This is a genomic window from Neorhizobium sp. AL 9.2.2 (assembly GCF_013317225.1).
Lineage (GTDB): Bacteria > Pseudomonadota > Alphaproteobacteria > Rhizobiales > Rhizobiaceae > Neorhizobium > Neorhizobium soli.
This window is the reverse complement of record NZ_JAALXU010000003.1, coordinates 441,314-462,984: the sequence shown is the minus strand read 5'-3', so window position 1 is coordinate 462,984 and position 21,671 is coordinate 441,314. Positions and strand designations below refer to the sequence as shown.

The 21,671-nt window shown below is 61.6% G+C and carries 22 protein-coding genes; 7 read left to right on the top strand and 15 right to left on the bottom strand.

Annotated elements, in window-relative coordinates; all coding sequences use genetic code 11:
* Positions 1-2: 2 nt before the first annotated feature.
* The 14 genes from ureC to urtA form a co-directional block, all read right to left on the bottom strand.
* Positions 3-1,712, bottom strand: coding sequence for an urease subunit alpha (gene ureC, locus G6K99_RS08995; RefSeq protein WP_113109902.1), 1,710 nt, complete (start codon positions 1,710-1,712; stop codon positions 3-5).
* Between the two features lie 3 nt (positions 1,713-1,715).
* Entirely contained in the window at positions 1,716-2,123 is a 408-nt protein-coding gene (locus tag G6K99_RS08990) for a PIN domain-containing protein (RefSeq protein ID WP_174196335.1), read from the bottom strand.
* Positions 2,120-2,389, bottom strand: a complete 270-nt coding sequence (locus G6K99_RS08985; RefSeq protein WP_092660149.1) for an AbrB/MazE/SpoVT family DNA-binding domain-containing protein — start codon at positions 2,387-2,389, stop codon at positions 2,120-2,122. Before G6K99_RS08985 ends, G6K99_RS08990 begins: the two co-directional genes overlap by 4 nt.
* A gap of 84 nt (positions 2,390-2,473) precedes the next feature.
* A complete protein-coding gene (locus G6K99_RS08980; protein ID WP_174196334.1) occupies positions 2,474-2,890 on the bottom strand; it encodes a lysozyme inhibitor LprI family protein in 417 nt (138 codons plus the stop codon).
* Positions 2,887-3,192: an urease subunit beta gene (locus G6K99_RS08975; protein WP_062455246.1), complete on the bottom strand. Its 306-nt coding sequence runs from the start codon at positions 3,190-3,192 to the stop codon at positions 2,887-2,889. The genes G6K99_RS08980 and G6K99_RS08975 overlap by 4 nt, the downstream gene beginning before the upstream one ends.
* Positions 3,193-3,203: 11 nt before the next feature.
* Complete coding sequence (locus G6K99_RS08970) at positions 3,204-3,467, bottom strand: DUF1272 domain-containing protein (protein ID WP_113109899.1); 264 nt, start codon at positions 3,465-3,467, stop codon at positions 3,204-3,206.
* A gap of 10 nt (positions 3,468-3,477) precedes the next feature.
* Positions 3,478-3,780, bottom strand: a complete 303-nt coding sequence (locus G6K99_RS08965) for an urease subunit gamma (protein WP_062455242.1) — start codon at positions 3,778-3,780, stop codon at positions 3,478-3,480.
* 33 nt (positions 3,781-3,813) lie between these two features.
* Positions 3,814-4,638, bottom strand: a complete 825-nt coding sequence (locus G6K99_RS08960; protein ID WP_174196333.1) for an urease accessory protein UreD — start codon at positions 4,636-4,638, stop codon at positions 3,814-3,816.
* Positions 4,575-5,729: a PHB depolymerase family esterase gene (locus G6K99_RS08955; protein ID WP_174196332.1), complete on the bottom strand. Its 1,155-nt coding sequence runs from the start codon at positions 5,727-5,729 to the stop codon at positions 4,575-4,577. Before G6K99_RS08955 ends, G6K99_RS08960 begins: the two co-directional genes overlap by 64 nt.
* Positions 5,730-5,931: 202 nt before the next feature.
* The gene (gene urtE / locus G6K99_RS08950; protein WP_174196331.1) at positions 5,932-6,627 is read right to left on the bottom strand and encodes an urea ABC transporter ATP-binding subunit UrtE; all 696 of its coding nucleotides are present in this window, start codon (positions 6,625-6,627) and stop codon (positions 5,932-5,934) included.
* Positions 6,628-6,814: 187 nt separating this feature from the next.
* Positions 6,815-7,576 carry an urea ABC transporter ATP-binding protein UrtD gene (gene urtD, locus G6K99_RS08945; protein WP_174196330.1) on the bottom strand — a complete coding sequence of 254 codons (762 nt, stop codon included), beginning with the start codon at positions 7,574-7,576 and terminating at the stop codon, positions 6,815-6,817.
* A 4-nt stretch (positions 7,577-7,580) separates the two neighbouring features.
* Positions 7,581-8,756, bottom strand: coding sequence for an urea ABC transporter permease subunit UrtC (urtC, locus tag G6K99_RS08940; protein ID WP_174196329.1), 1,176 nt, complete (start codon positions 8,754-8,756; stop codon positions 7,581-7,583).
* The gene (urtB, locus tag G6K99_RS08935; RefSeq protein WP_174196328.1) at positions 8,753-10,360 is read right to left on the bottom strand and encodes an urea ABC transporter permease subunit UrtB; all 1,608 of its coding nucleotides are present in this window, start codon (positions 10,358-10,360) and stop codon (positions 8,753-8,755) included. Before urtB ends, urtC begins: the two co-directional genes overlap by 4 nt.
* 208 nt (positions 10,361-10,568) lie before the next feature.
* Entirely contained in the window at positions 10,569-11,861 is a 1,293-nt protein-coding gene (urtA, locus tag G6K99_RS08930; protein ID WP_092660131.1) for an urea ABC transporter substrate-binding protein, read from the bottom strand.
* 240 nt (positions 11,862-12,101) lie between these two features.
* Here urtA and G6K99_RS08925 point away from each other — a divergent pair, with 240 nt between their 5' ends.
* The 4 genes from G6K99_RS08925 (at position 12,102) to G6K99_RS08910 (ending at position 15,190) form a co-directional block, all read left to right on the top strand.
* Positions 12,102-12,539, top strand: a complete 438-nt coding sequence (locus G6K99_RS08925) for a hypothetical protein (protein ID WP_174196327.1) — start codon at positions 12,102-12,104, stop codon at positions 12,537-12,539.
* Positions 12,540-12,673: 134 nt separating this feature from the next.
* Complete coding sequence (locus G6K99_RS08920) at positions 12,674-13,165, top strand: PepSY domain-containing protein (protein WP_174196326.1); 492 nt, start codon at positions 12,674-12,676, stop codon at positions 13,163-13,165.
* A 4-nt stretch (positions 13,166-13,169) separates the two neighbouring features.
* On the top strand, positions 13,170-13,835 hold the full coding sequence (locus tag G6K99_RS08915) for a response regulator transcription factor (protein ID WP_062582661.1): 666 nt from the start codon (positions 13,170-13,172) through the stop codon (positions 13,833-13,835).
* Positions 13,832-15,190, top strand: coding sequence for an ATP-binding protein (locus G6K99_RS08910; RefSeq protein ID WP_174196325.1), 1,359 nt, complete (start codon positions 13,832-13,834; stop codon positions 15,188-15,190). Before G6K99_RS08915 ends, G6K99_RS08910 begins: the two co-directional genes overlap by 4 nt.
* 12 nt (positions 15,191-15,202) lie before the next feature.
* Here G6K99_RS08910 and G6K99_RS23400 read toward each other — a convergent pair whose 3' ends face one another.
* Complete coding sequence (locus tag G6K99_RS23400; RefSeq protein ID WP_256413792.1) at positions 15,203-15,331, bottom strand: hypothetical protein; 129 nt, start codon at positions 15,329-15,331, stop codon at positions 15,203-15,205.
* Between the two features lie 178 nt (positions 15,332-15,509).
* On the opposite strand from G6K99_RS23400, the gene G6K99_RS08905 reads away from it, so the two are divergent.
* The 3 genes from G6K99_RS08905 (at position 15,510) to G6K99_RS08895 (ending at position 21,594) form a co-directional block, all read left to right on the top strand.
* Positions 15,510-17,171: an alpha-amylase family glycosyl hydrolase gene (locus G6K99_RS08905; protein WP_174196324.1), complete on the top strand. Its 1,662-nt coding sequence runs from the start codon at positions 15,510-15,512 to the stop codon at positions 17,169-17,171.
* Positions 17,172-17,261: 90 nt separating this feature from the next.
* The gene (locus G6K99_RS08900; protein WP_174196323.1) at positions 17,262-20,666 is read left to right on the top strand and encodes an ATP-binding protein; all 3,405 of its coding nucleotides are present in this window, start codon (positions 17,262-17,264) and stop codon (positions 20,664-20,666) included.
* Positions 20,659-21,594 carry a response regulator transcription factor gene (locus G6K99_RS08895; RefSeq protein ID WP_174196322.1) on the top strand — a complete coding sequence of 312 codons (936 nt, stop codon included), beginning with the start codon at positions 20,659-20,661 and terminating at the stop codon, positions 21,592-21,594. Before G6K99_RS08900 ends, G6K99_RS08895 begins: the two co-directional genes overlap by 8 nt.
* The last annotated feature ends 77 nt before the right edge of the window (positions 21,595-21,671 follow it).

Genomic DNA, 21,671 nt, shown 5'->3' with positions numbered 1-21,671 from the left:
CATCAGAACAGGAAATACCGCTGTGCCATCGGCAGAACCGTTGCCGGCTTGCAGGTGAGGAGCTCTCCATCAGCACGCACTTCGTAGGTCTCCGGATCGACCTCCACATGCGGCGTCAGCGAATTGTGGATCATCGACGCTTTCGAGATGCCGCCACGGGTGTTGCGGACTGCCAATAGCTTTTTAGCAACTCCCAGCCTGCCGACGATGCCGGCATCGAGCGACGCCTGGGAGACGAAGGTGACGGAGGAATTGGTGCGCAGCTTGCCATAGGCTGCAAACATCGGGCGGTAATGCATTGGCTGCGGCGTCGGGATCGATGCGTTGGGATCGCCCATCGGCGCTGCCGCGATCGAGCCGCCGAGCAGCACCATTTCCGGCTTCACGCCGAAAAAGGCAGGGCTCCAGAGCACCAGATCTGCGCGCTTGCCGACTTCGACAGAGCCGATTTCATGGCTGATGCCGTGCGCGATCGCGGGGTTGATCGTGTATTTGGCGATATAGCGTTTGACGCGGAAATTGTCGTTGTCGCCGGTTTCGTCGGGCAGATGACCGCGCTGGCGCTTCATCTTGTCGGCCGTCTGCCAGGTGCGGATGGCAACTTCGCCGACGCGGCCCATCGCCTGGCTGTCCGACGAGATGATCGAGAAGGCGCCGATATCGTGCAGGATGTCTTCGGCAGCGATCGTCTCCTTGCGGATGCGGCTTTCGGCAAAGGCGATGTCTTCCGGGATCGACGGCGACAGGTGGTGGCAGACCATCAGCATATCGAGATGTTCGGCCAGCGTGTTGATCGTGTAGGGCCGCGTCGGATTGGTCGAGGACGGAATGACGTTGGGATTGCCGCAGATCTTGATGATGTCAGGCGCGTGACCGCCGCCGGCCCCTTCCGTGTGGAAGGCATGGATGGTGCGGCCCTTGATGGCGCCGATCGTGTCTTCCACGAAGCCGCTTTCGTTGAGCGTATCGGTGTGGATCATCACCTGCACGTCGAAGGCATCGGCAACCGTCAGGCAGTTGTCGATAGCGGCCGGCGTCGTGCCCCAGTCCTCGTGAAGCTTCAGCGAGGACGCGCCGGCAAGGATCATCTCCTCGAGAGGCGCCGGCAGCGAGGCATTGCCCTTGCCGGCCAGCGCGAGGTTCATCGGAAACGCGTCGAAGCTCTCGATCATGCGCTCGATATGCCAGGCGCCGGTGCAGGTCGTTGCAAGCGTACCGTGCGCCGGTCCCGAGCCGCCGCCGAGCATTGTGGTGATGCCGGACATCAGCGCTTCCTCGATCTGCTGCGGGCAGATGAAGTGGATATGCGCATCCATGCCGCCGGCCGTCAGGATTTTGCCCTCGCCGGCAATCGCCTCGGTAGAAGGACCGACGATGATCGTCACGCCCGGTTGCGTATCCGGATTTCCGGCCTTGCCGATCGCATGGATCCGGCCATCCTTCAGACCCACATCCGCCTTGTAGATACCGGAGTGATCGACGATCAGCGCATTGGTGATGACAGTATCGACAGCGCCCTCGGCCCGCGTTGCCTGGCTCTGCCCCATGCCGTCGCGAATGACCTTGCCGCCCCCAAACTTGACCTCCTCGCCATAGACGGTGAAATCCTTCTCGACTTCGATGATGAGTTCGGTATCGGCAAGCCGCACCTTGTCACCGGTGGTCGGGCCGAACATGGAAGCATAGGACGCGCGGGACATTTTGTAGGGCATGGATCAGACTTCCTGAGAAAGCAGAATGAAAGGCATGTTCGTGGCGGCGGCGTGGTCGAGTGTCACGGTCGGTGACGCGCCGGCAGCCGTGTTGAGGTCGGCAATAAAGTAATCCGCAAAGCCGGCAGTTCCCGTCCTGAACGACGCAAGCGCTCTGGCAACCGCATCCGCCTCGCCGATGACGAGACGGTCGGACGAGATAAGTCCTTCGATAAGGCTGGCCAATCGCTCGCGATCGTAACCGGATTTGCGACGAAGTACCCAGACGAGCTCCACCAGCGTGATGGGATTGATGAACCCCTGCCGGCTCGTGGAAAGTCTTTCGTCGAAAAACTGCGCCACCTGTGGCGACCAAAGAGGGTCATCGTCCAGAAAATATCGAGCAAGAATATTGGTATCGAGACCGATCAAGGATCATCCTCCGAGCGACCGGGAGACGTCCGGCGGGCGACCGTCTCTGTGATCGCCTCCTCGATATCCATTGGCGGGCCGTCGTGCTTGCCGAAGATGCCGCGCAGATGCGAAAGATCGCTTTTCTTCGCCTCGACGGTGACCTTGCCCTCGTCATCAACGATGAACTGCACCGAGCCCCCAGGCTTCAGGCCGAGCGCCTGACGCACCTCGACCGGGATCGTTGCTTCGCCATCCGTCGATGTTTTGGCTTCGAACCTGCCCATTATCGTGCTCCGGAGCTATCGATAGCGCCTAGTTTACCGCAAAAATTCCTGCCTAACCAATGTCGCTTCTGGAGCAGCAGAGGCTCAGTTCCCCTCTTCCGTCAGCTCCTTCAGCTCGTCCGTCCGCTTCGCAGTCAGCCCCGCCTGGCAGCCGTAGATCAGCATCGGTTCCATCGATCCGCCGCGGGCCTGGAAGCCGTAGGAGGCGCATTGGGCGTCGCGGTAGGCGACCCAGGCGCGTTGCGCTGCGACGAGGGCTTTCTCCGCACCTGCCGTGGAGGGATCGGCATCCGCATCACGGGCCCGCATGAGGTCGCGGGTCTTTTTGTACTGCGTGTTGAGAAGCTTGTCGGCGGCGATGAATTCCTGCTCGGCGCAGTAGGTCAGTTCCATCTGGACCTGGGCGTTGTCGCAGTCCACGTCCGGCCTGTCCTCGCCGGACGCCGGGGCGTCGATCAGGAGCACGCAGCCACAGGCGGCCAGAAGCGCCAGCGATTTCATAGGGCACCCATGATCTTCTGCTGGAACCCGTAGACCTTGCGGGCGCCGGACAGCGGGATCAGCGTGATCGACCGGGTCTGACCCGGTTCGAAGCGAACGGCGGTGCCGGCGGGGATATCGAGCCGCATGCCGCGCGCCTTGTCGCGATCGAACGCAAGTCCGTTATTGGTCTCGAAGAAATGGTAGTGGCTGCCCACCTGCACCGGCCGGTCGCCGGTATTGGAAACCTCGATCGAGATCGTCGGGGCGCCGACATTGAGTTCGATCTCGCCTGCAACGGTAAAGACTTCACCGGGTATCATGGTCCACCTCCTCAGGCGCTCAATGCTAATTTTGGCTGGCAGCCTTCGGCCTTCAGAACACGCACCGTCGAGGCCGGATTGTTGACGAGTGCAGCAGCCGGGCGCACCGGACGACGCACCAGTTCACCATTGCAATTCGGGCAGATACCGGCAAGCACGCTCGTAGCGCAATCGATGCAATAGGTGCATTCGAACGTGCAGATCATCGCCTCGCGGCTGTCGGGCGCGAGATCCTTGTCGCAGCATTCGCAGTTAGGGCGCAGTTCGAGAGCCATGGCAAACTCCTCAGCGGATCGGTTCGTGCACGGTGACAAGCTTGGTTCCGTCCGGGAACGTCGCTTCCACCTGCACGTCGTGGATCATTTCGGGAATGCCATCCATCACCTGGTCGCGGGTGATGACATGCGCGCCCTCTTCCATCAAAGCCGCGACGGAACGGCCATCGCGCGCACCTTCCACCACATAGTCGGTGATCAGCGCAATCGCTTCCGGGTAGTTCAGCTTGACGCCCCGCTCCAGGCGGCGACGGGCGACGACCGCGGCCATGGAAATCAAGAGCTTGTCTTTTTCGCGTGGGGTGAGGTTCATGGGCTTCCCGCAATCGGCGTCATCAATGACAAATCAGATGTTCCAGACTTTCGGCACTGGCGCGCCGTTACGCAATACGGAAATTGCCGGTACCAGGATTTTTCTGAGCTCGAAGCCGGTTGGTGCCGTGAGACGCGCAACGATCTTGCCGTTGAAGAAGCTGGCTCCGCCTGATGTAGGCCCGAGACAGTCCCGCAGCTTCGGAAACAGAGCTTCTGCCAGCGGTCCGGAGTAGAACAGCGTCGCGAAGGCGACCTGGCCGGAAAGGACGGCGGCCGCTTCCGCAAGCCTCGCAATCTCGCCGTCGAAACGCATTTCTTCTGCGTGAATGAGCGATCCTCCTCGCCTGACCCGCCAGCGATCGCGGAAGAAGCCGAGATTGACCGCTTCCCCCATCATCTTGCGACCGAGAATGACGGCCTCGACCGCGAGAAATTCGGCGGTTTCGGCCAGATCTACATCGAGCCTGCGCGTCAGCGACGAACGGTCGAACAGGATGGTTTCCTGCGGCAGCCAGTGGACGGAAGCGTTTTCGCCGACGGTAATGTGGGTGGAAACGGAAGCGGTGTCTGCGGCCGCCTTGTAGATTTTCTCGTTGGCCTGCGTGGTGACCGAGAGGCGGGTGGAATCGGATGCGGCGACGGACCAATCGATCACGTCGCCGCCCGTCAGTCCCCCTGACGTGTTGATGAGAATCGCCTCCATTTCAGGCGAAAAAGTTTCCGGAAGGCGTATTTTTGCGCAGCCTTCCTGGAAGAACTGGTCAAGCCGTGTGCGCCCGGCAAACGCCTTGGTTACAAGGCGTCCCGAACCCCTTGCCCGCTGCGGCGGGGTGTCATCGGCTGAATGCTGCTGCACGTCGTGTCCTGCATGTTGATCTGTGTCGAGCAATCAGACGCAACACGCGTGCCAGACTTGGACCCGGTGGAGGATTTCGCCGGGGCTGCCGTCGCAACCATATCCGTGGTGTCGGCCTTCGAGAAGAAATCCCACATCCGGAAAGCCGGATCGACATTGGCATCGAAGGCCGCCTTGGCCGGAACGACGCTCGAAACCTTGGTCACGCCGGCAGCACCATCCTTGGCGGCAGCCATCACCGCTTCCCGGGCTTCGGAGGGCCTCGGCCAGTCATGCGTGCCCTTTTCGAACACGTAGGTGGCGATGCGGGCGCCGTTGGTGCAGGTGCCGTACATGGTGAAGGTCACGCCTTCGACCGTCTTCGGGTCGCCATTGCCCTTGCAGCCGTCGAGATCGGTCCAGCGCTTGATCGCCGTCTTGAAACCGTACTGCCAATAGGCGCTGCCGCCGCCGGCATAAGGGTTCTGCGCATCTTTTTCGCCGGCAAAGGCCACGATCGAGATCGGCTTGGCCGGATTGCAGTTGGCGGCATCGGGCCCCCACTTGCCATCGGTCTCGACGGGACGACCGGCGCGCAGCGAATTGACGAAACCGGCTGCGACGAAATCGTCCTGGCCGGAGCAGACATAGGCCGACAGCATGCGGCCGCCGCCGGAATAGCCGGACGCGAAGATGCGGTTCGGATCGACGCAGAGGTCTTCCTTCACCTCTTCGACGGCATCCTCGATATAGGCGATCTCGTCCTGGCCGCCCTGGGCGCCATTGGGAAGAATAGCCTGGCTGACCTGCACATGCGGAACGTTCCAGCCATAGGTGCCCGGCGCCTTGCCGGACAGGCTGCCCTGCAGCGCCACGGCAATGAAACCATTCTTTTCCGCAACCTTGTCCCAGGAAGAGCGCTTCAACTGGCCGACCGGATTGCTGTTGCTGCCGTGAAGATCGAACACGACGGCCACTTTTTCCTTGCCCGTATAGGACGACGGCACGAAGTAGACGGCCTGGCGCTCGATACCGTCGGTCTCGATGGTGACCGGGTGGAGACCCGGCTTCATAGGCTGGCCACAGCCGGCAAAGGCGGCACCTGCGGCCAAGAAAAACGCTCCGGTCGCGGTGGCGCGAAGGGCGGAGCGGGAACGAGAACCAACAATGCGTTCAAAGACCATCAGCGCCTCATCATGGGGTGCGGGGGTTATCTACGATGTTCGGAAGATGCGTTCATCTGCTGTTCATCTAGCACACACGCCCAGGCATTGAAACCGCGATACCGAATAGAAGCCATGCAAACATTGACCCCTAAACAGTTAGGTGTCGCCTTGCTTCTGCCGTATCCAGCGTCTCAGCGGCCCCTTCGTGCACGATTTCGCCACGATCCATAATATAGACATGATCTGCAAGCTCCCGGCAGAAGTCGAGATACTGTTCGACAAGCAGGATCGCCATGCCGGTACTGTCGCGCAGGTAACGGATGGCCCGGCCGATATCCTTGATGATCGACGGCTGGATGCCTTCGGTCGGCTCGTCCAGCACCAGGATTTTTGGCCGCGTGACCATGGCGCGGCCGATCGCCAGCTGCTGCTGCTGGCCGCCCGACAGATCGCCGCCGCGGCGCCCCAGCATGGATTTCAGCACCGGGAACAGCGCGAAGATGTCGTCCGGGATGAACTTGTCTTTGCGCTCGAGCGGCGCGTATCCGCTCTCGAGGTTTTCCTGAACGGTCAGCAGCGGAAAGATCTCGCGTCCCTGCGGCACATAGCCGATGCCGTGCTTGGCACGGTGATACGGCGCCAGCCCGTTCAACGCCTCGCCCTGAAAGCTGATCGTCCCGGCTGACACCGGATGCTGTCCGGTGACGGCCCGCAACAGCGACGACTTGCCGACGCCATTGCGACCGAGAACGCAGGTGATCTTGCCCATGTCGGCCTTGATCGACACGCCGCGCAGGGCCTGTGCCGCACCGTAATGGAGATTGACGTTTTCGACTGTCAGCATGGGGGCCTCCGTGAATTCAGGACTGGATAAAACCCCCTCTGGCCTGCCGGCCATCTCCCCCACAAGGGGGGAGAAGACTCGCGGCACCGCTTTGCCATACGGGAGAAAGGTCGAGCCAGGTTAAACCCTCCCCCTTGTGGGGAGGGTGGGGAGGGGATTTTGGGGGATCCGAAGATTTGCATAAAACTCATCGCCCCAGATAGTTCTCGATCACCTTCGGATCGTTCGACACGAAATCGATCGACCCTTCGGCCAGCACCGACCCTTCCGCAAGACACGTCACCTTGACGCCGAGATCGCGGATGAAGCCCATGTCGTGTTCCACCACCACGACCGAGCGGGTCTTGGCGATCTCCTTCAGCAGCAAGGCGGTCTCCGACGTCTCGGCATCCGTCATGCCGGCGACCGGTTCGTCGACCAGGAGCAGCTTCGGTTCCTGCGCCAGAAGCATGCCGATCTCGAGCCACTGTTTCTGGCCGTGCGAAAGATTGGCGGCATATTCGTTTTTGCGGTGGGACATGCGGATCGTCTCGAGGATCTCCTCGATGCGCGCCTTGTCGTCGGCAGACAGCGTATAGAACAGCGTGCCGAACACGGTGCGCGACCGGTTGAGCGCCAGTTCGAGATTGTCCCACACGGTGTGGCTTTCGAACACGGTCGGCTTCTGGAATTTGCGGCCGATACCGAGCTGGGCGATATCGGCCTCGTCCTTCTTGGTGAGGTCGATCGTGTCCTCGAAGATCACCCGGCCGGTATCGGGCCGCGTCTTGCCGGTGATGATGTCCATCATCGTCGTCTTGCCGGCACCGTTCGGGCCGATGATGGCGCGAAGTTCTCCGGGTTCGACCACGAGCGACAGCGAATTGATCGCCTTGAACCCGTCGAAGGAGACGGAGACGTCTTCGAGATAAAGCAGGCTTTTGGCGCGTGTTTCGGCAATCGTGTTCATCGTCTCACTCCGCTGCCTGAACCTGTCGAGCGACCGGGACCGCCCCGGCATCCCTGCCCTTTTCCGCCTCGACCGCTGCCTTCAGCGCCTTGCGGCCATCAAATCCGTGCTGGATCGTGCCGACGATGCCGCGCGGCAGGAACAGCGTGACGGCAATGAACAGGCCGCCCAGCGCAAACAGCCAGATCTCCGGGAAGGCGCCAGTAAAATAGCTCTTGCCGGCATTGACAAGGATGGCGCCGATGATCGGGCCGATCAGCGTGCCGCGGCCGCCGACAGCCGTCCAGACGACGACTTCGATCGAGTTGGCCGGGGCAAATTCGCCCGGATTGATGATGCCGACCTGCGGCACGAACAGCGCACCGGCAATGCCGGCAAACATGGCCGAAACGACAAAGGTGAAGAGCTTGATATTCTCCACTCTAAAGCCGAGGAAGCGGACCCGGCTTTCCGCATCCCGCACGCCGACGAGCACCTTGCCGAATTTCGAGCGGGTGATGGCCGAGGCGACCAGCAGGCAGAGCGCCAGCATGATGGCCGACATCGCAAACAGCGCTGCACGGGTGCCGCCGGCCTGCACGTTGAAGCCGAGGATTTCCTTGAAGTCTGTCAGGCCGTTATTGCCGCCGAAACCCATGTCGTTGCGGAAGAAGGCAAGCAGCAGCGCATAGGTCATCGCCTGCGTGATGATCGACAGGTAGACGCCGTTGACGCGGCTGCGGAAGGCAAACCAGCCAAACACGAAGGCGAGCAGGCCTGGCACGACCAGAACCATCAGCATCGCAAAGGCGAAGTGATCGAACCCGTACCAAAACCAGGGCAGTTCCTTCCAGTTGAGGAAGACCATGAAATCGGGCAGCAGCGGATTGCCGTAGGTGCCGCGCGAGCCGATCTGGCGCATCAGATACATACCCATCGCATAGCCGCCGAGCGCAAAGAACGCGCCGTGGCCGAGCGAGAGGATGCCGCAATAGCCCCAGACCAGATCCAGCGCCAGCGCCAACAGCGCATAGCAGAGATACTTGCCCATCAGCGCCATCGCATAGGTCGGGATGTGGAGCGCGCTGTCGGGCGACGTCAGGAGATTGAGCGCCGGGACGAGAATGGCGACGCCGAGCAGGATGGCGATGGCCACGACGATCTTGCCTTCGAGTGCACGCAGAATGAAGCCGGTAATCATGCTTCGATCGCCCTTCCCTTGAGCGCGAAAAGACCGCGCGGACGTTTCTGGATGAAGAGGATGATGAGAACCAGAACCAGGATCTTGCCGAGAACGGCACCGACCGAGGGTTCGAGGAACTTGTTGAGCACCCCGAGCGAAAGTGCCCCGACCAGCGTGCCCCAGAGATTGCCGACGCCGCCGAACACCACGACCATGAAACTGTCGATAATGTAGCTCTGGCCGAGATTGGGCGAGACGTTGTCGATTTGGCTGAGCGCGACGCCCGCAATGCCGGCGATGCCGGAGCCGAGCGCGAAGGTCAGCGCGTCGACCCATGGCGTGCGGATGCCCATGGAGGATGCCATGCGACGGTTCTGGGTGACGGCGCGCATGTTGAGGCCGAAGGCGGATTTCTTCATCACCACCAGCAGCGCGAAGAAGATCGACAGCGAGAAGATGACGATCCACATGCGGTTCCAGGTGATCGTCATGCCGCCGAGCGGAAACGAACCGGACATCCAGGACGGGTTGCCGACTTCCTTGTTGGTGGGGCCGAAGATGGAGCGGATCGTCTGCTGCAGGATCAGCGACACGCCCCAGGTGGCGAGCAGCGTTTCCAGCGGTCGGCCATAGAGAAAGCGGATGATACCCCGCTCCACGACAAACCCGACGGCGCCGGTCACGAGAAAGGCGACAGGCAGCGCAATCGTCAGCGACCAGTCGAACAGGCCGGGCGCGTGGCTGCGGATCACTTCCTGCACCATATAGGTGGAATAGGCGCCGAGCATGACCATTTCGCCATGCGCCATGTTGATGATGCCCATCACGCCGAAGGTGATGGCAAGCCCGATCGCGGCCAGGAGCAGCACGGAACCGAGCGACACGCCGTACCAGACGTTCTGCGCCATATCCCACAGCTGCTGCTCGTTCTGGATGGCTTTGATCGCCGCATCGAGATCGGCCTTCAGGCTCGGATCGATCGTTGACGAGACCGAACTCAGGATGCCGAGCGCACTGCGCCCGCCGAGATTGCCCATGGTCTGAATGGCGGCGCGCTTTTCGTCGAGAGAGCGGTCGGAGGAAAGCACTGAGACGGCGCGCGCCTCTTCCATGCGGAATTTGACGTCGCGGTCTGTTTCCTTGGCAATCGCAGCCTCGACCAGATCCAGCGCCTCCGCACTCGGCGACAAAAGGATCGCATCGGCTGCGGCAAGACGGACACCGCGATCCGGGCTCATCAGCGTCAGGCCGCCAAGCGCTGCGCGAATGACGCGCCGCAGCGTGTTGTTGACGCGGATCTTGGTGACGGCGCCCTTGGCGACCTGGCCGGCGCTTGCCGCCGTCACCGGATCGATCAGATCCAGCTGCGAACCGGCGGGTTTCGCGACGAACACGGCCTTGTCTGCCTTGCGAAAATAGAGATCACCCTCGGCGAAAGCCTCAAGCGCCGGCACAACGCGGATATCGCCACTGGTGGCGATCTGTGCGACGATCGATTCAGCCTGACCGAAATCGGCATCAGCGAGCTGGTTAAACAGCGGCTTTGGATCCGCCCCTTGCGAAAGGGCTGGCGCTGCAAACGAAAAGATCAGAAAAATCAGCGTGAAAAAACGGATAGGCATATCTTTGTCCCCCGGATGGGCGCGTGGGGCGGAGGGCTCGATCGCCCCTCATCCGCCTGCCGGCACCTTCTCCCCGCCAGCGGGGAAAAGGATGATCGTCACGCCCTCACCGCCCCCCGGTCACGCTCTCGCGTGCCCAAGTCCCCTCGCCCCGCTTGCGGGGAGAGGGTTAGGGTGAGGGGCAACCTTAACTATGGCCGAGACTGGATCAGCTGCCGCCCTTGCCGCCGCACTTGCCGGTTGCAACGTTGAAGTTGCCGCAGGACATCGGCTTGCGCCAATCGGAGATCAGGTTCTTGGAGTCCGGCAGGTAATCCGACCATTCGTCACCGACGACGGCAGGGGTTTCCTGGACGATTTCGAACTGGCCATCGGCCTGGATTTCACCGATCAGCACTGGCTTGGTGATGTGGTGGTTCGGCATGACGGTGGAATAGCCACCCGACAGGTTCGGCACCGAAACGCCGATGATCGAGTCCAGAACCGCGTTCGTATCGGTCGTGCCGGCGGATTCGACGGCCTTAACCCAGGCCTGGAAACCGATATAGGCGGCTTCCATCGGATCGTTGGTCACGCGCTTGTCGTTCTTGGTAAAGGCATGCCATTCCTTGATGAAGGACGCATTGACCTCGGCATCGACGGACTGGAAATAGTTCCAGGCGGCGAGATGGCCGACCAGCGGCTTGGTATCGAGACCGGCGAGCTCTTCTTCGCCGACCGAGAATGCCACGACCGGAATGTCTTCGGCCTTGATGCCCTGGTTGCCGAGTTCCTTGTAGAACGGCACGTTTGCGTCACCGTTGATGGTGGAAACAACGGCGGTCTTCTTGCCGGCAGAGCCGAACTTCTTGATGTCGGAAACGATGGTCTGCCAGTCGGAATGACCGAACGGCGTGTAGTTGACCATGATATCGGCCTCGGCGACGCCCTTCGACATCAGATAGGCCTTGAGGATCTTGTTGGTCGTCTGCGGATAGACATAGTCGGTGCCGGCGAGAACCCAGCGCTGGACGCCTTCTTCCTTGGCGAGATAATCGACCGCCGGAATGGCCTGCTGGTTCGGAGCGGCACCGGTGTAGAAGATGTTGCGCGAGGATTCTTCACCCTCGTACTGGACCGGGTAGAACAGGATCGAGTTCAGCTCTTCGAAGACAGGAAGAACCGACTTGCGCGACGACGAGGTCCAGCAACCGAAGACGGCTGCAACCTTGTCCTGCGAAATCAGCTGGCGGGCCTTTTCGGCAAACAGCGGCCAGTCGGAGGCCGGATCGACGACGACGGCTTCGAGCTTCTTGCCGAGAACGCCGCCCTTCTTGTTCTGCTCTTCCACCATCATCAGCATGGCGTCTTTCAGCGTCGTCTCGGAAATCGCCATCGTACCGGACAGCGAATGCAGAACGCCGATCTTGATCGTATCGTCGGCAGCGTATGCGCCCGAAAGCGCCGTGGCGGACATGGCAGCGGCAAGCAGCGCGCCGGTAAGTTTCACCCTGAATGTCATTGGTCGAACCCCTCTTCTTGTTCGTTCAAGCAACCGGAGATTTAACCGTTGCTTAACCGGACTATCGGCTGCTGCACCGCAAAAACGTATACGTCGAATGACGTATCGGGAGGGGTGAACCGGCCCGTTGGAGGGCAAGCCCTCGCCAGTCTGACAGTTTGCTGACAGCGGCACTCAGTGGCCTGTCAGGGCCCCGATGGCATTCTGCACTCGTCAACCAAATACGAGAGGAAACATGCCATGAAAACGAAACTTGCTCTGACGACCTTCGCCGCCGCACTCGCCCTCACCGCATCGCTGCCGCTGGTCCAGTCCGCTGTTCCCTTTGCCGGCACATCCGCAGCCTTTGCCCGCCAGGGTGCGGACGATGGTCCGAACCATGATGCCAATGACGACAAGGGCGGCAAGCGTGGCGGAAAGAGCCGCGACGACGCTGCAACCCATGACAAGAACGACGACAAGGGTGGAAAGCGCGGCGGAAAGAGCAGCGACGACTCTGCAACCCACGACAAGAACGACGACAAGGGCGGAAAGCGCGGCGGAAAGAGCAGCGATGACGCCGCGACCCATGACAAGAACGACGACAAGGGCGGAAAGCGCGGCGGAAAGAGCAGCGATGACGCCGCAAACCACAACAAGAACGACCACAAGGGCGGCACGCGCGGCGGCCACAAATAGGCTTTGTCCGACCACTGTCCGCACCCCCGCCGGATGCCGGCGGGGGTGCGGCCGTTTGCAGCAACATCGCCATCATGGCAGAGTAGTTTTTCGCAGCCCACAAGCGCTGCCACACATTCCTGTCCGGAGTATCAATGGGCGTGACCCGTCGTATCTATCTTGCTGCGCTGCTCGCGGCCACACTCGGGGCAGCGATCGTCGCACCCGTTGCGCCCGCATTCGCCAAGGACGGCGACGGCGGTAGCGATGGCGGCGGATCTTCCGGTTCGGGCGGTAGCGGCTCGGGCAATGACGGCGGTGGCGATGATGGCGATAACCACGGCGGCGATGACGATGGCGGTGATGACCACGGCAAGGACGGTGCGGGAAGCCATGACGCTTCGGGGGGCGGCTATGGCCCAAACGATTCCGATCGTGCCCGCGATGCGGTTCGCAGCGGTCAGATCATGCCGCTAAAGACGATGCTGAGAAAGATCGACGCCACCAGGTATGGTCGCATCATCGACATCCGTCTCAGCCGCTCGCCGTCGCGCGACGTCTACCAACTGAAACTGCGTGACAACAGCGGTGCCATCCGCACACTGCGGGTCGATGCGAGAAGCGGCTCGCTGCTGGGAGGCGGTTGATATCATGAAGATCCTGCTTGCCGAAGACGACCCCCAGATCGCAGCGCTCGTCGTCGAGAAGCTCAGTCGCGAGGGCTATTTCGTCGAAACTCTGTCGAACGGACCAGACATTTGGGAACGGGGCGAGACAGGCGACCATGCAGCCATTATCCTCGATCTTGGCCTGCCGGGGATGGACGGGCTTTCAATTCTCAAGCGCTGGCGGGCAAGCGGCGTCGAAACGCCCGTCCTCGTACTGACGGCGCGCGGTTCCTGGATGGAACGCGTCGATGGCTTCGACGCCGGTGCCGACGACTACCTGCCGAAACCGTTTCGCAGCGAGGAGCTCCTCGCCCGCCTGAAGGCCCTGCTTCGCCGAACCGGCAAGGTTCAGGCCCGCGTCAAATCGGCCGACCGGTTCACGCTGGACGAGCAGGCCCGCCGTGTGACGTTCGACGGACGCGAGCTGGATCTGAGCCCTCTGGAATACCGGATGATTTCCCTGTTCATTGACCGTCCGGGTGCAGTCCTGACGCCGGCGGAGCTTGCAAGCCAGGTTCAGGGCCGCGACGACGACGCCGCCAAGAACGCCGTCGAGGCGATGGTTGCCCGCTTGCGCAAGAAAACCGACAGCGACGCGATCGAGACCCGCCGCGGCTTTGGCTATGTCTTGCCGGAGAAACGCCCGTGATCCGCTCCCTGCGTTTCCGGCTGGCAATCGGCGCCCTGATATCGATCGGTGTGGCCCTGTGGCTCGCCTGGTTCGTGCTTGGTCACCTGTTCGAGGACTATGTTGCCGACCAGTATTCCGCGGAGATGACGGCCGTCTCGGACGCGCTCGGCGCCCGGCTGACGATCCAGCAGAATGGTCTCTCCCTCGCAAGCGAGCCGTCCGATGCACGCTTCCAGATCCCGGCCGGCGGCCTCTACTGGCAGATATCGCCGGCCGACGGGAAACCGCCGCTGCGCTCGCGCTCGCTTTGGGACCAGGAACTTTCGCGGCAGTTGTTTTCTCCCGATCTCTATTGCGGCTTCTACCAGACCGAGGGACCCGATGGTGGCCCGATCCTGATCACCGTCAGGGAGATGTCGATCGGCGAAGGCGATGCCCTGCAGCGCTTCACCCTTTACACCGCCTTCTCCAAGAACGACATGGAAGAAGCGCTCGCCACCTATCACCGGCCCTTGGTCATGATGCTGATCGCCATCGGTGCCCTGCTTTTCCTTGCCGCACTCCTCCAGAGCCTCGTCGGTCTGAGGCCGCTTTCCCGCCTGCGCCAGGATGTAGCCGATATCCGGGCGGGTCGCCTGCCGAGCATCGGTGCGCAGGGGCCAAGCGAAGTCACGCCGCTCGTCAACGAGATCAACCTTCTTCTGTCGGAGCGGGAAAATGCCGTCGAGAGGGCGCGCGCCCGGGCAAGCGATCTGGCACATGGCCTGAAGACGCCTCTGACCGTTTTGTCCCATCTCGTCGAAGATTTGCCGGGCGCCCGTCGCGAAACAGCCCTGCAGCAGATCGAGCTGGTGCGCCAGCGTGCTGACCGGCAGTTGCAGGCCGCTCGAATGGGTGTCGAACAGATGGCGACGACATCGCTTCTCGGTATTTCGGGAAAGCTTGTGAGCGTGCTTTCGCCGGTCACCGAAAACCGCGGGATCGACTGGGAGCTCGACATCGATCCGGATCTCACCGTCCAGGCGGACCCGGCCGACGCGGCTGAAGCGATCGGCAACATTCTCGACAACGCTGTCCGGTTTGCAAGACGGCGCATCGAGCTGACGGCATCGAGAGGCGATGGCGGGATGGTGTTGCTGCGTATCGCGGACGATGGCCCTGGCGTCACGCCGGAGCGTTACGCCTCCATGCTGAAGCACGGTGTCCGCGGCCAGCAGGAGGAAGACAACGATGGCGCCGGAACAGGCCTTGGCCTGGCGATTTCCGGCGACATCGCAAATGCTTACGGCGGGAAGCTGAGCCTCTCCCGGTCGCAAATGGGAGGTCTTGAAGCCGTCCTGTGTCTGCCGGCGACCAAGGAGATCGCGGCATGACGACGGAGCAGACTACTTCTTTTTGGTGTTGCTTTCGGCCGACTTGACCTGCGAACCCAAAGTCGGCGCAGCCGCTGGAGCGGCCTTGTCCTTCTTGGGTTTGCGCGTTTCCTTGTTGCCGCGTACCTGACCCTTGGCCATGACCTATCTCCTCATGTTGATGGTGAAGCATAGCCTCTGATCCGGGTAAAATAGCAAGCGTTATTACACCGGTTTGATAGGGCATTTTCCGACGCTTGATCGCAAACTCACACTCGGATGGGAACAATTCAACGTCTGATGCAATTGCCCCGGATCGATCGAAGCCGTGGAGCATCCCGTGATCAACGACCTCTGGTACAAAAATGCCGTCTTCTATTGCCTCAATGTCGAAACCTTCATGGATTCCAACGGCGACGGGGTCGGTGATTTTCAAGGGGTGCAGCGGCGCCTGGACTACCTCGCCGGCCTCGGCGTGACCGCGATCTGGCTGATGCCGTTCCAGGCGTCTCCCGGCCGCGACGACGGATATGATGTCTCAGACTATTACAATGTCGATCCCCGCTACGGCACGCTCGGCGATTTCGTCGAGTTCACCCACAGTGCCAAGCAACGGGGCATCCGCGTTCTGATCGATCTCGTCGTCAACCACACGTCGGACGAACATCCCTGGTTCAAGGAAGCCTGTGCGGACAAGAATTCGCGCTACCGCGACTGGTATGTCTGGTCGAAGACCAAACCGGCCAATGCCGACGAGGGCATGGTGTTTCCGGGCATCCAGAAAACCACCTGGACGCGCGACAAGGCTTCCGGCGAGTACTATTTCCACCGCTTCTACGAATTCCAGCCGGATCTCAACACCGCCAACCCGCATGTGCAGGCCGAGATCCTGAAGATCATGGGGTTCTGGCTGCAGCTCGGCGTCTCCGGCTTTCGCATGGACGCTGTGCCCTTCGTGATTGCCGAAAAGGGCGCCGACGTGAAAAAGCCGAAGGAGCAGTTCGACATGCTGCGGTCCTTCCGCGAGTTCCTGCAATGGCGCCAGGGTGACAGCATCATTCTGGCCGAAGCAAATGTCGTGCCGAAGGAGAACCTGCAATATTTCGGCGACGACGGCGACCGGATGCAGATGATGTTCAACTTCCACGTCAACCAGTCGCTGTTTTACGCGATGGCCAGCGCCGACGTGCGGCCACTGGCGAAGGCGATGAACGACACCAAGGAACGCCCGGCGACCGGCCAGTGGGGCATTTTCCTGCGCAACCACGACGAACTCGATCTTGGTCGCCTGACCGACAAGCAGCGCCAGACCGTGTTCGACAAGATGGGTCCGGACAAGGACATGCAGCTCTACGACCGCGGCATCCGCCGTCGTCTGGCGCCGATGCTCGGTGGCGATCCGCGCCGGCTGAAACTCGCCTACAGCCTGATGTACTCCCTGCCCGGCACCCCGGTTCTGCGCTACGGCGACGAAATCGGCATGGGCGACGACCTGTCGCTGCCGGAGCGCAACTGCGCCCGCACGCCGATGCAGTGGTCGAACGAGCCGCAGGGCGGCTTCACCAAGAGCGACAAACCGATCCTGCCCGTGATCCACAAGGGACCCTACGGCTTCGACCACGTCAACGTCGCCATCCAGCGTCGCGATCCGGATTCCATACTCAACTGGACGGAGCGGATGATCCGCATGCGCAAGGAAGCACCGGAGATCGGCTGGGGCACATTCGAATGCCTCGACACCGGCGATGACGGTGTGCTCGCCATGCGCTATGACTGGCGCGACAACGCGCTGGTGATCCTCCACAATTTTCACGACAGGCCGGTAGAGATCACCTTCGACGTGGGCCTCAAAGATGCGGGCAAGAACCTGATCGATATCGCCGATGCCTCGGACAGCACAGCGGACGACAAAGGCAAGCATCACATCGTGATCGAGCCCTATGGCTACCGCTGGTATCGCGCCGGTGGGCTGGATTATTTGCTGAAGCGAAGCGAGGTGTGAGCGGCGGTAAAACCGCCCTTGCAAAACCCTGCACCAAAGTCGAAACTGCCTAAATATCAGTCTCCCCGATAAAGGCGATCGTTTTTAGGCATGGCAGCACGCCAACGCATCATACCGGTTCGCCGTGAGTACAATCGCTGGGTCGCGAACCAGACGCTGGAAGACTATGCGCTGCGGTTTACCGCAAAGAGCGCACGCAGGTTTTCGTCGAGCCGGATTTCGCAGACGGCGATCGGTGCGATCTCTTTTCTGGCACTGGAGGCGATCGGCGGGGCGATTACGCTCTCCTACGGCACCACCAATGCCTTTTTCGCCATTCTGGTGGCAGCTCTCGTCATGCTGGTCGTGGGATTGCCGATCAGCCGCTATGCGATCCGCCATGGCGTCGACATCGACCTGCTGACGCGGGGCGCCTCGTTCGGCTATATCGGCTCCACCATCACCTCGCTGATCTATGCGAGCTTTACCTTCATGCTGTTTGCGATCGAGGCCTCGATCATGACCGGCGCGCTGGATCTCGCCTTCGGGATACCGCCCTGGATCGGCTATATCATCTCGGCGGCGGTGGTGATCCCGCTCGTCATCTACGGCGTGCAGCTGATCTCGCGGTTCCAGCTTCTGACCCAGCCGTTCTGGATCATCCTCAACATTCTGCCCTTCGTCTTCATTGCCTTCATGGACTGGCAGAAATTCGACCTCTGGCGCGCCTTTGCCGGCATCGGGCATTCCAACGGCGAAGTCGGCGGGGCGGCGCCGTTCGATCTGGTGGAGTTCGGGGCAGCGTCGGCCGTCATCCTGGCGCTGATGCCGCAGATCGGCGAGCAAGTCGACTTCCTGCGCTTCCTGCCGCCGGAAGGGCAGCGCAAATGGCGCCACCGGTTCGCGGTGTTTCTGGCCGGACCCGGCTGGGTTCTGGTCGGCGTTCCAAAGCTTCTCGCGGGCTCCTTCCTCGCCGTGCTGACGCTCTCGAGCGCTGTGCCGGTCGAGGACGCGGCCGATCCCGCCCACATGTACCTCGCCGCCTTCGGCTACATGATCCCCAACGAAACCGCAGCGCTGATGCTGATGGCGGCTTTCGTGGTCGTGTCGCAGCTGAAGATCAACGTGATGAACGCCTATGCGGGGTCGCTTGCCTGGTCGAACTTCTTCTCGCGGCTGACCCACAGCCATCCCGGCCGCGTCGTCTGGCTGGTGTTCAACGTCATCATCGCGCTGCTTCTGATGGAACTCGGCATCTACAGGCTGCTCGAGGAAACGCTCGGCATCTTCTCGATCGTCGCGATGAGCTGGCTCTGCACAATTTCGGCGGATCTCTTCATCAACAAGCCGCTCGGTCTGTCGCCACCCGGCATCGAGTTCAAGCGCGCCCATCTCTATGACGTCAATCCGGTCGGGCTAGGCGCCATGTTTGGTGCGACAGGCATTGCGCTGACTGCCCATTTCGGCCTGTTCGGACCGCTGATGGCGTCGCTTGCCACCTATCTGACGCTCAGCGCCTTCGTGGTGTCGCCAGCGATCGCCTTTGTGACAAAGGGCAAATACTATCTCGCCCGGAAACCGCGCCAGAGCTGGAAGACGCTGGGTTCGATCACCTGCTCAATCTGCGAACACCCGTTCGAGCACGAGGACATGGCTTGGTGCCCGGCCTATGCGGCGCCGATCTGTTCTCTGTGCTGTTCGCTCGACAGCCGCTGCCACGACATGTGCAAGCCGCATGCGCGGCTGAACACGCAGGTCGGCACCGTGGCGCGCACCTTCCTCACCGAAAGCGTCATCGCCAAGCTGACGACCCGGCTTGGCCGCTATGGGATGACGGCGGTGATCTCGATCTCGGCGATCGGCGCCATTCTGTCGCTGATCGCCTATCAGGTAGGCCAGGCGGCGCCCGATAATGCCGATGTTATCTACGGCACGATCCTGATCGTCTTCTTCGTATTTGCCATCATCACCGGCATTTTCTCCTGGTTCTATGTGCTGGCGCATGACAGCCGGATGGTGGCCGAAGAGGAATCCTCGCGGCAGAACACGCTTCTGCTGAAGGAAATCTCGGCGCACAAGAAAACCGACGCGGCGCTGCAGGATGCCAAGGAAACCGCCGAAGCCGCCAATCGCGCCAAGAGCCGCTATGTCGTCGGCCTGAGCCACGAGTTGCGCACGCCGCTCAACGCCGTGCTGGGCTATGCCCAGATCCTGGAGCGCGACGACACCATCCCTGCCCCGCGGCAGTCGGCAATAAAGGTCATCAAGCGCAGCGCGGATCATCTTTCCGGCCTGATCGACGGATTGCTGGACATTTCCAAGATCGAGGCCGGGCGGCTGCAGGTCTATTCGAACGAGATCAACATCCAGGATTTCCTCGACCAGATCGTCGAGATGTTCAGTCTCCAGGCGCAGGCCAAAGGCCTTGCCTTCGAACACGTGCGCGCCCGCACGCTTCCGCAATATGTCCGCACCGACGAAAAGCGGCTTCGCCAGATCCTCGTCAATATCCTCTCCAACGCGGTCAAATTTACCGACGAAGGCACTGTTCGTTTCGAGATCGCCTATCGCAGCCAGGTCGCCACCTTCACCGTGACCGATACGGGCCGCGGCATCGCGGAAAAGGATCTCGGCCGCATCTACGAGCCGTTCCAGCGCGGCGAAGCGGAAAGCATCCGGCCCATGCCGGGGCTTGGGCTTGGCTTGACGATTACCCAGCTTTTGACGAATACGCTCGGCGGCGAGATCTCCGTTGCCAGCACCAAAGGCGAAGGCTCGACCTTCAAGGTGCGTCTGATGCTCTCGGCCATCGAGCGGCCGAACACGACACCGGAGGCCGAGCGCAAGATCGTCTCCTATACCGGACCGCGCCGCACCATCGTCGTGGTCGACGACAACCAGGATCACCGCGACCTGATGCGCGAAGTGCTGGCGCCGATGGATTTCGTCATCCTCACGGCCGTCGACGGACCGGAATGCCTGACGCTGATCGAAGGTGTGCGGCCGGATCTGTTTCTGGTCGATATCTCCATGCCCGGCATGAGCGGCTGGCAGCTCGTATCCAGGTTGCGCGAAGAGGGCCAGACAGCGCCCATGATCATGCTCTCGGCCAATATCGGCGATGGCACGACTGCCGATGCCGGTGGCGAAGGGCATGACGATACGCTGTCGAAACCCGTCAACCTGCGCCGCCTTGCCGACAAGCTCGCCTCGCATCTCTCCCTCAAATGGGTTTACGAGGACGAAGCGCCGGCGCTGACGCTTTCGGCCCTCGTCAAGCAGCCGGTCATCAGCCCCGGGACGGGCCATCTCCAGGATCTCCTGCGGCTCGGTGAAATCGGCTACGTGCGCGGCATCGAAGCCAAGCTCGCGGATCTCGCCACGGACCAATCGCACCGGCCGTTCGCGGAAGAGCTCGGAACCTATGTAAAGGCCTTCGACATGGCCGGTTACATGAAATACCTGGAACGCATGGAGACACAGGAACTGGAAGAACGGGAAAACAGCGATGGCTGACGCGACGACACCGCGCGATATCGTCCTCCTGGTGGACGACAGTCCCGACACGCTCGGCTTCCTGACCGAAGCGCTGGAGCAATCCGGCTTTTCGGTGCTGATCGCCACGTCGGGTCAGGCAGCGCTTTCGATCGTCGAGCGCATCACGCCCGATCTGATCCTGCTCGACGCCGTGATGCCCGGCATGGACGGGTTCGAGACCTGCCGCAGACTGAAGGCGCATGCGGCAGCTCAGGTGCCCGTGATCTTCATGACGGGCCTGACCGAGACCGAGCATGTCGTCAACGCGCTCGACAGCGGCGGCGTCGATTATCTGAGCAAGCCGATCAATATCGACGAATTGCGGGCGAGAATACGCGTGCATCTTTCCAACGCCCGCTCCGCCCAGAGCGCCCGCGTCGCGCTCGATGCCGCCGGCCGGCATCTGCTTGCGGTCAGAAACGACGGTTCGATCCGCTGGTCGACGCCGCAAGCAACGCGGCTGATGAATGCCGCAACGGAAAGCGACGACGGCATTGCGATCGTCGCGGGCCGCATCGGCGCCTGGATGGCGGAGCGCGATACGGCAGGCTTTGCCCGCAACGCCGCCTTCTCGCTGTCCGAAAACCTGCAGACCAGCCTGCAGTTTGCGTTTCTCGGCGCGATCGGCGCAGACGAATTCCTGTTCCGATTATCAGCCGCTGTCATCAAGCGGCCGGACGACGAAATCCTGCGCCAGCATTTTCCCCTGACGCAGCGGGAGTCGGAAGTGCTCTTATGGATCGCCAAGGGCAAGGCGAACAAGGATATCGGCGATATCCTCGGTCTGTCGGCCCGCACCGTGAACAAGCATCTCGAGCAGATCTACATCAAGCTCGGCGTCGAAAATCGCGCCTCGGCAGCGGTCATGGCGGCGAACGTCCTGCACGCAGGCGACCGGCCCGACTAGACGCAAACGGGCCGACCGGGGCCAGACACTTGCAGTCGGCGATGCCAAGGGATAGATCCGCGCGCACCCTCAACGGC

Excerpts from the sequence above, each read along its gene's own strand:
- ureC (WP_113109902.1), bottom strand. The coding sequence starts at position 1,712 with ATGCCCTACAAAATGTCCCGCGCGTCCTATGCTTCCATGTTCGGCCCG.
- G6K99_RS08985 (WP_092660149.1), bottom strand. The coding sequence starts at position 2,389 with ATGGGCAGGTTCGAAGCCAAAACATCGACGGATGGCGAAGCAACGATC.
- G6K99_RS08980 (WP_174196334.1), bottom strand. The coding sequence starts at position 2,890 with ATGAAATCGCTGGCGCTTCTGGCCGCCTGTGGCTGCGTGCTCCTGATC.
- G6K99_RS08975 (WP_062455246.1), bottom strand. The coding sequence starts at position 3,192 with ATGATACCCGGTGAAGTCTTTACCGTTGCAGGCGAGATCGAACTCAAT.
- G6K99_RS08970 (WP_113109899.1), bottom strand. The coding sequence starts at position 3,467 with ATGGCTCTCGAACTGCGCCCTAACTGCGAATGCTGCGACAAGGATCTC.
- G6K99_RS08965 (WP_062455242.1), bottom strand. The coding sequence starts at position 3,780 with ATGAACCTCACCCCACGCGAAAAAGACAAGCTCTTGATTTCCATGGCC.
- urtE (WP_174196331.1), bottom strand. The coding sequence starts at position 6,627 with ATGCTGACAGTCGAAAACGTCAATCTCCATTACGGTGCGGCACAGGCC.
- urtD (WP_174196330.1), bottom strand. The coding sequence starts at position 7,576 with ATGAACACGATTGCCGAAACACGCGCCAAAAGCCTGCTTTATCTCGAA.
- urtC (WP_174196329.1), bottom strand. The coding sequence starts at position 8,756 with ATGATTACCGGCTTCATTCTGCGTGCACTCGAAGGCAAGATCGTCGTG.
- urtB (WP_174196328.1), bottom strand. The coding sequence starts at position 10,360 with ATGCCTATCCGTTTTTTCACGCTGATTTTTCTGATCTTTTCGTTTGCA.
- urtA (WP_092660131.1), bottom strand. The coding sequence starts at position 11,861 with ATGACATTCAGGGTGAAACTTACCGGCGCGCTGCTTGCCGCTGCCATG.
- G6K99_RS08925 (WP_174196327.1), top strand. The coding sequence starts at position 12,102 with ATGAAAACGAAACTTGCTCTGACGACCTTCGCCGCCGCACTCGCCCTC.
- G6K99_RS08920 (WP_174196326.1), top strand. The coding sequence starts at position 12,674 with ATGGGCGTGACCCGTCGTATCTATCTTGCTGCGCTGCTCGCGGCCACA.
- G6K99_RS08915 (WP_062582661.1), top strand. The coding sequence starts at position 13,170 with ATGAAGATCCTGCTTGCCGAAGACGACCCCCAGATCGCAGCGCTCGTC.
- G6K99_RS23400 (WP_256413792.1), bottom strand. The coding sequence starts at position 15,331 with ATGGCCAAGGGTCAGGTACGCGGCAACAAGGAAACGCGCAAACCCAAG.
- G6K99_RS08900 (WP_174196323.1), top strand. The coding sequence starts at position 17,262 with ATGGCAGCACGCCAACGCATCATACCGGTTCGCCGTGAGTACAATCGC.
- G6K99_RS08895 (WP_174196322.1), top strand. The coding sequence starts at position 20,659 with ATGGCTGACGCGACGACACCGCGCGATATCGTCCTCCTGGTGGACGAC.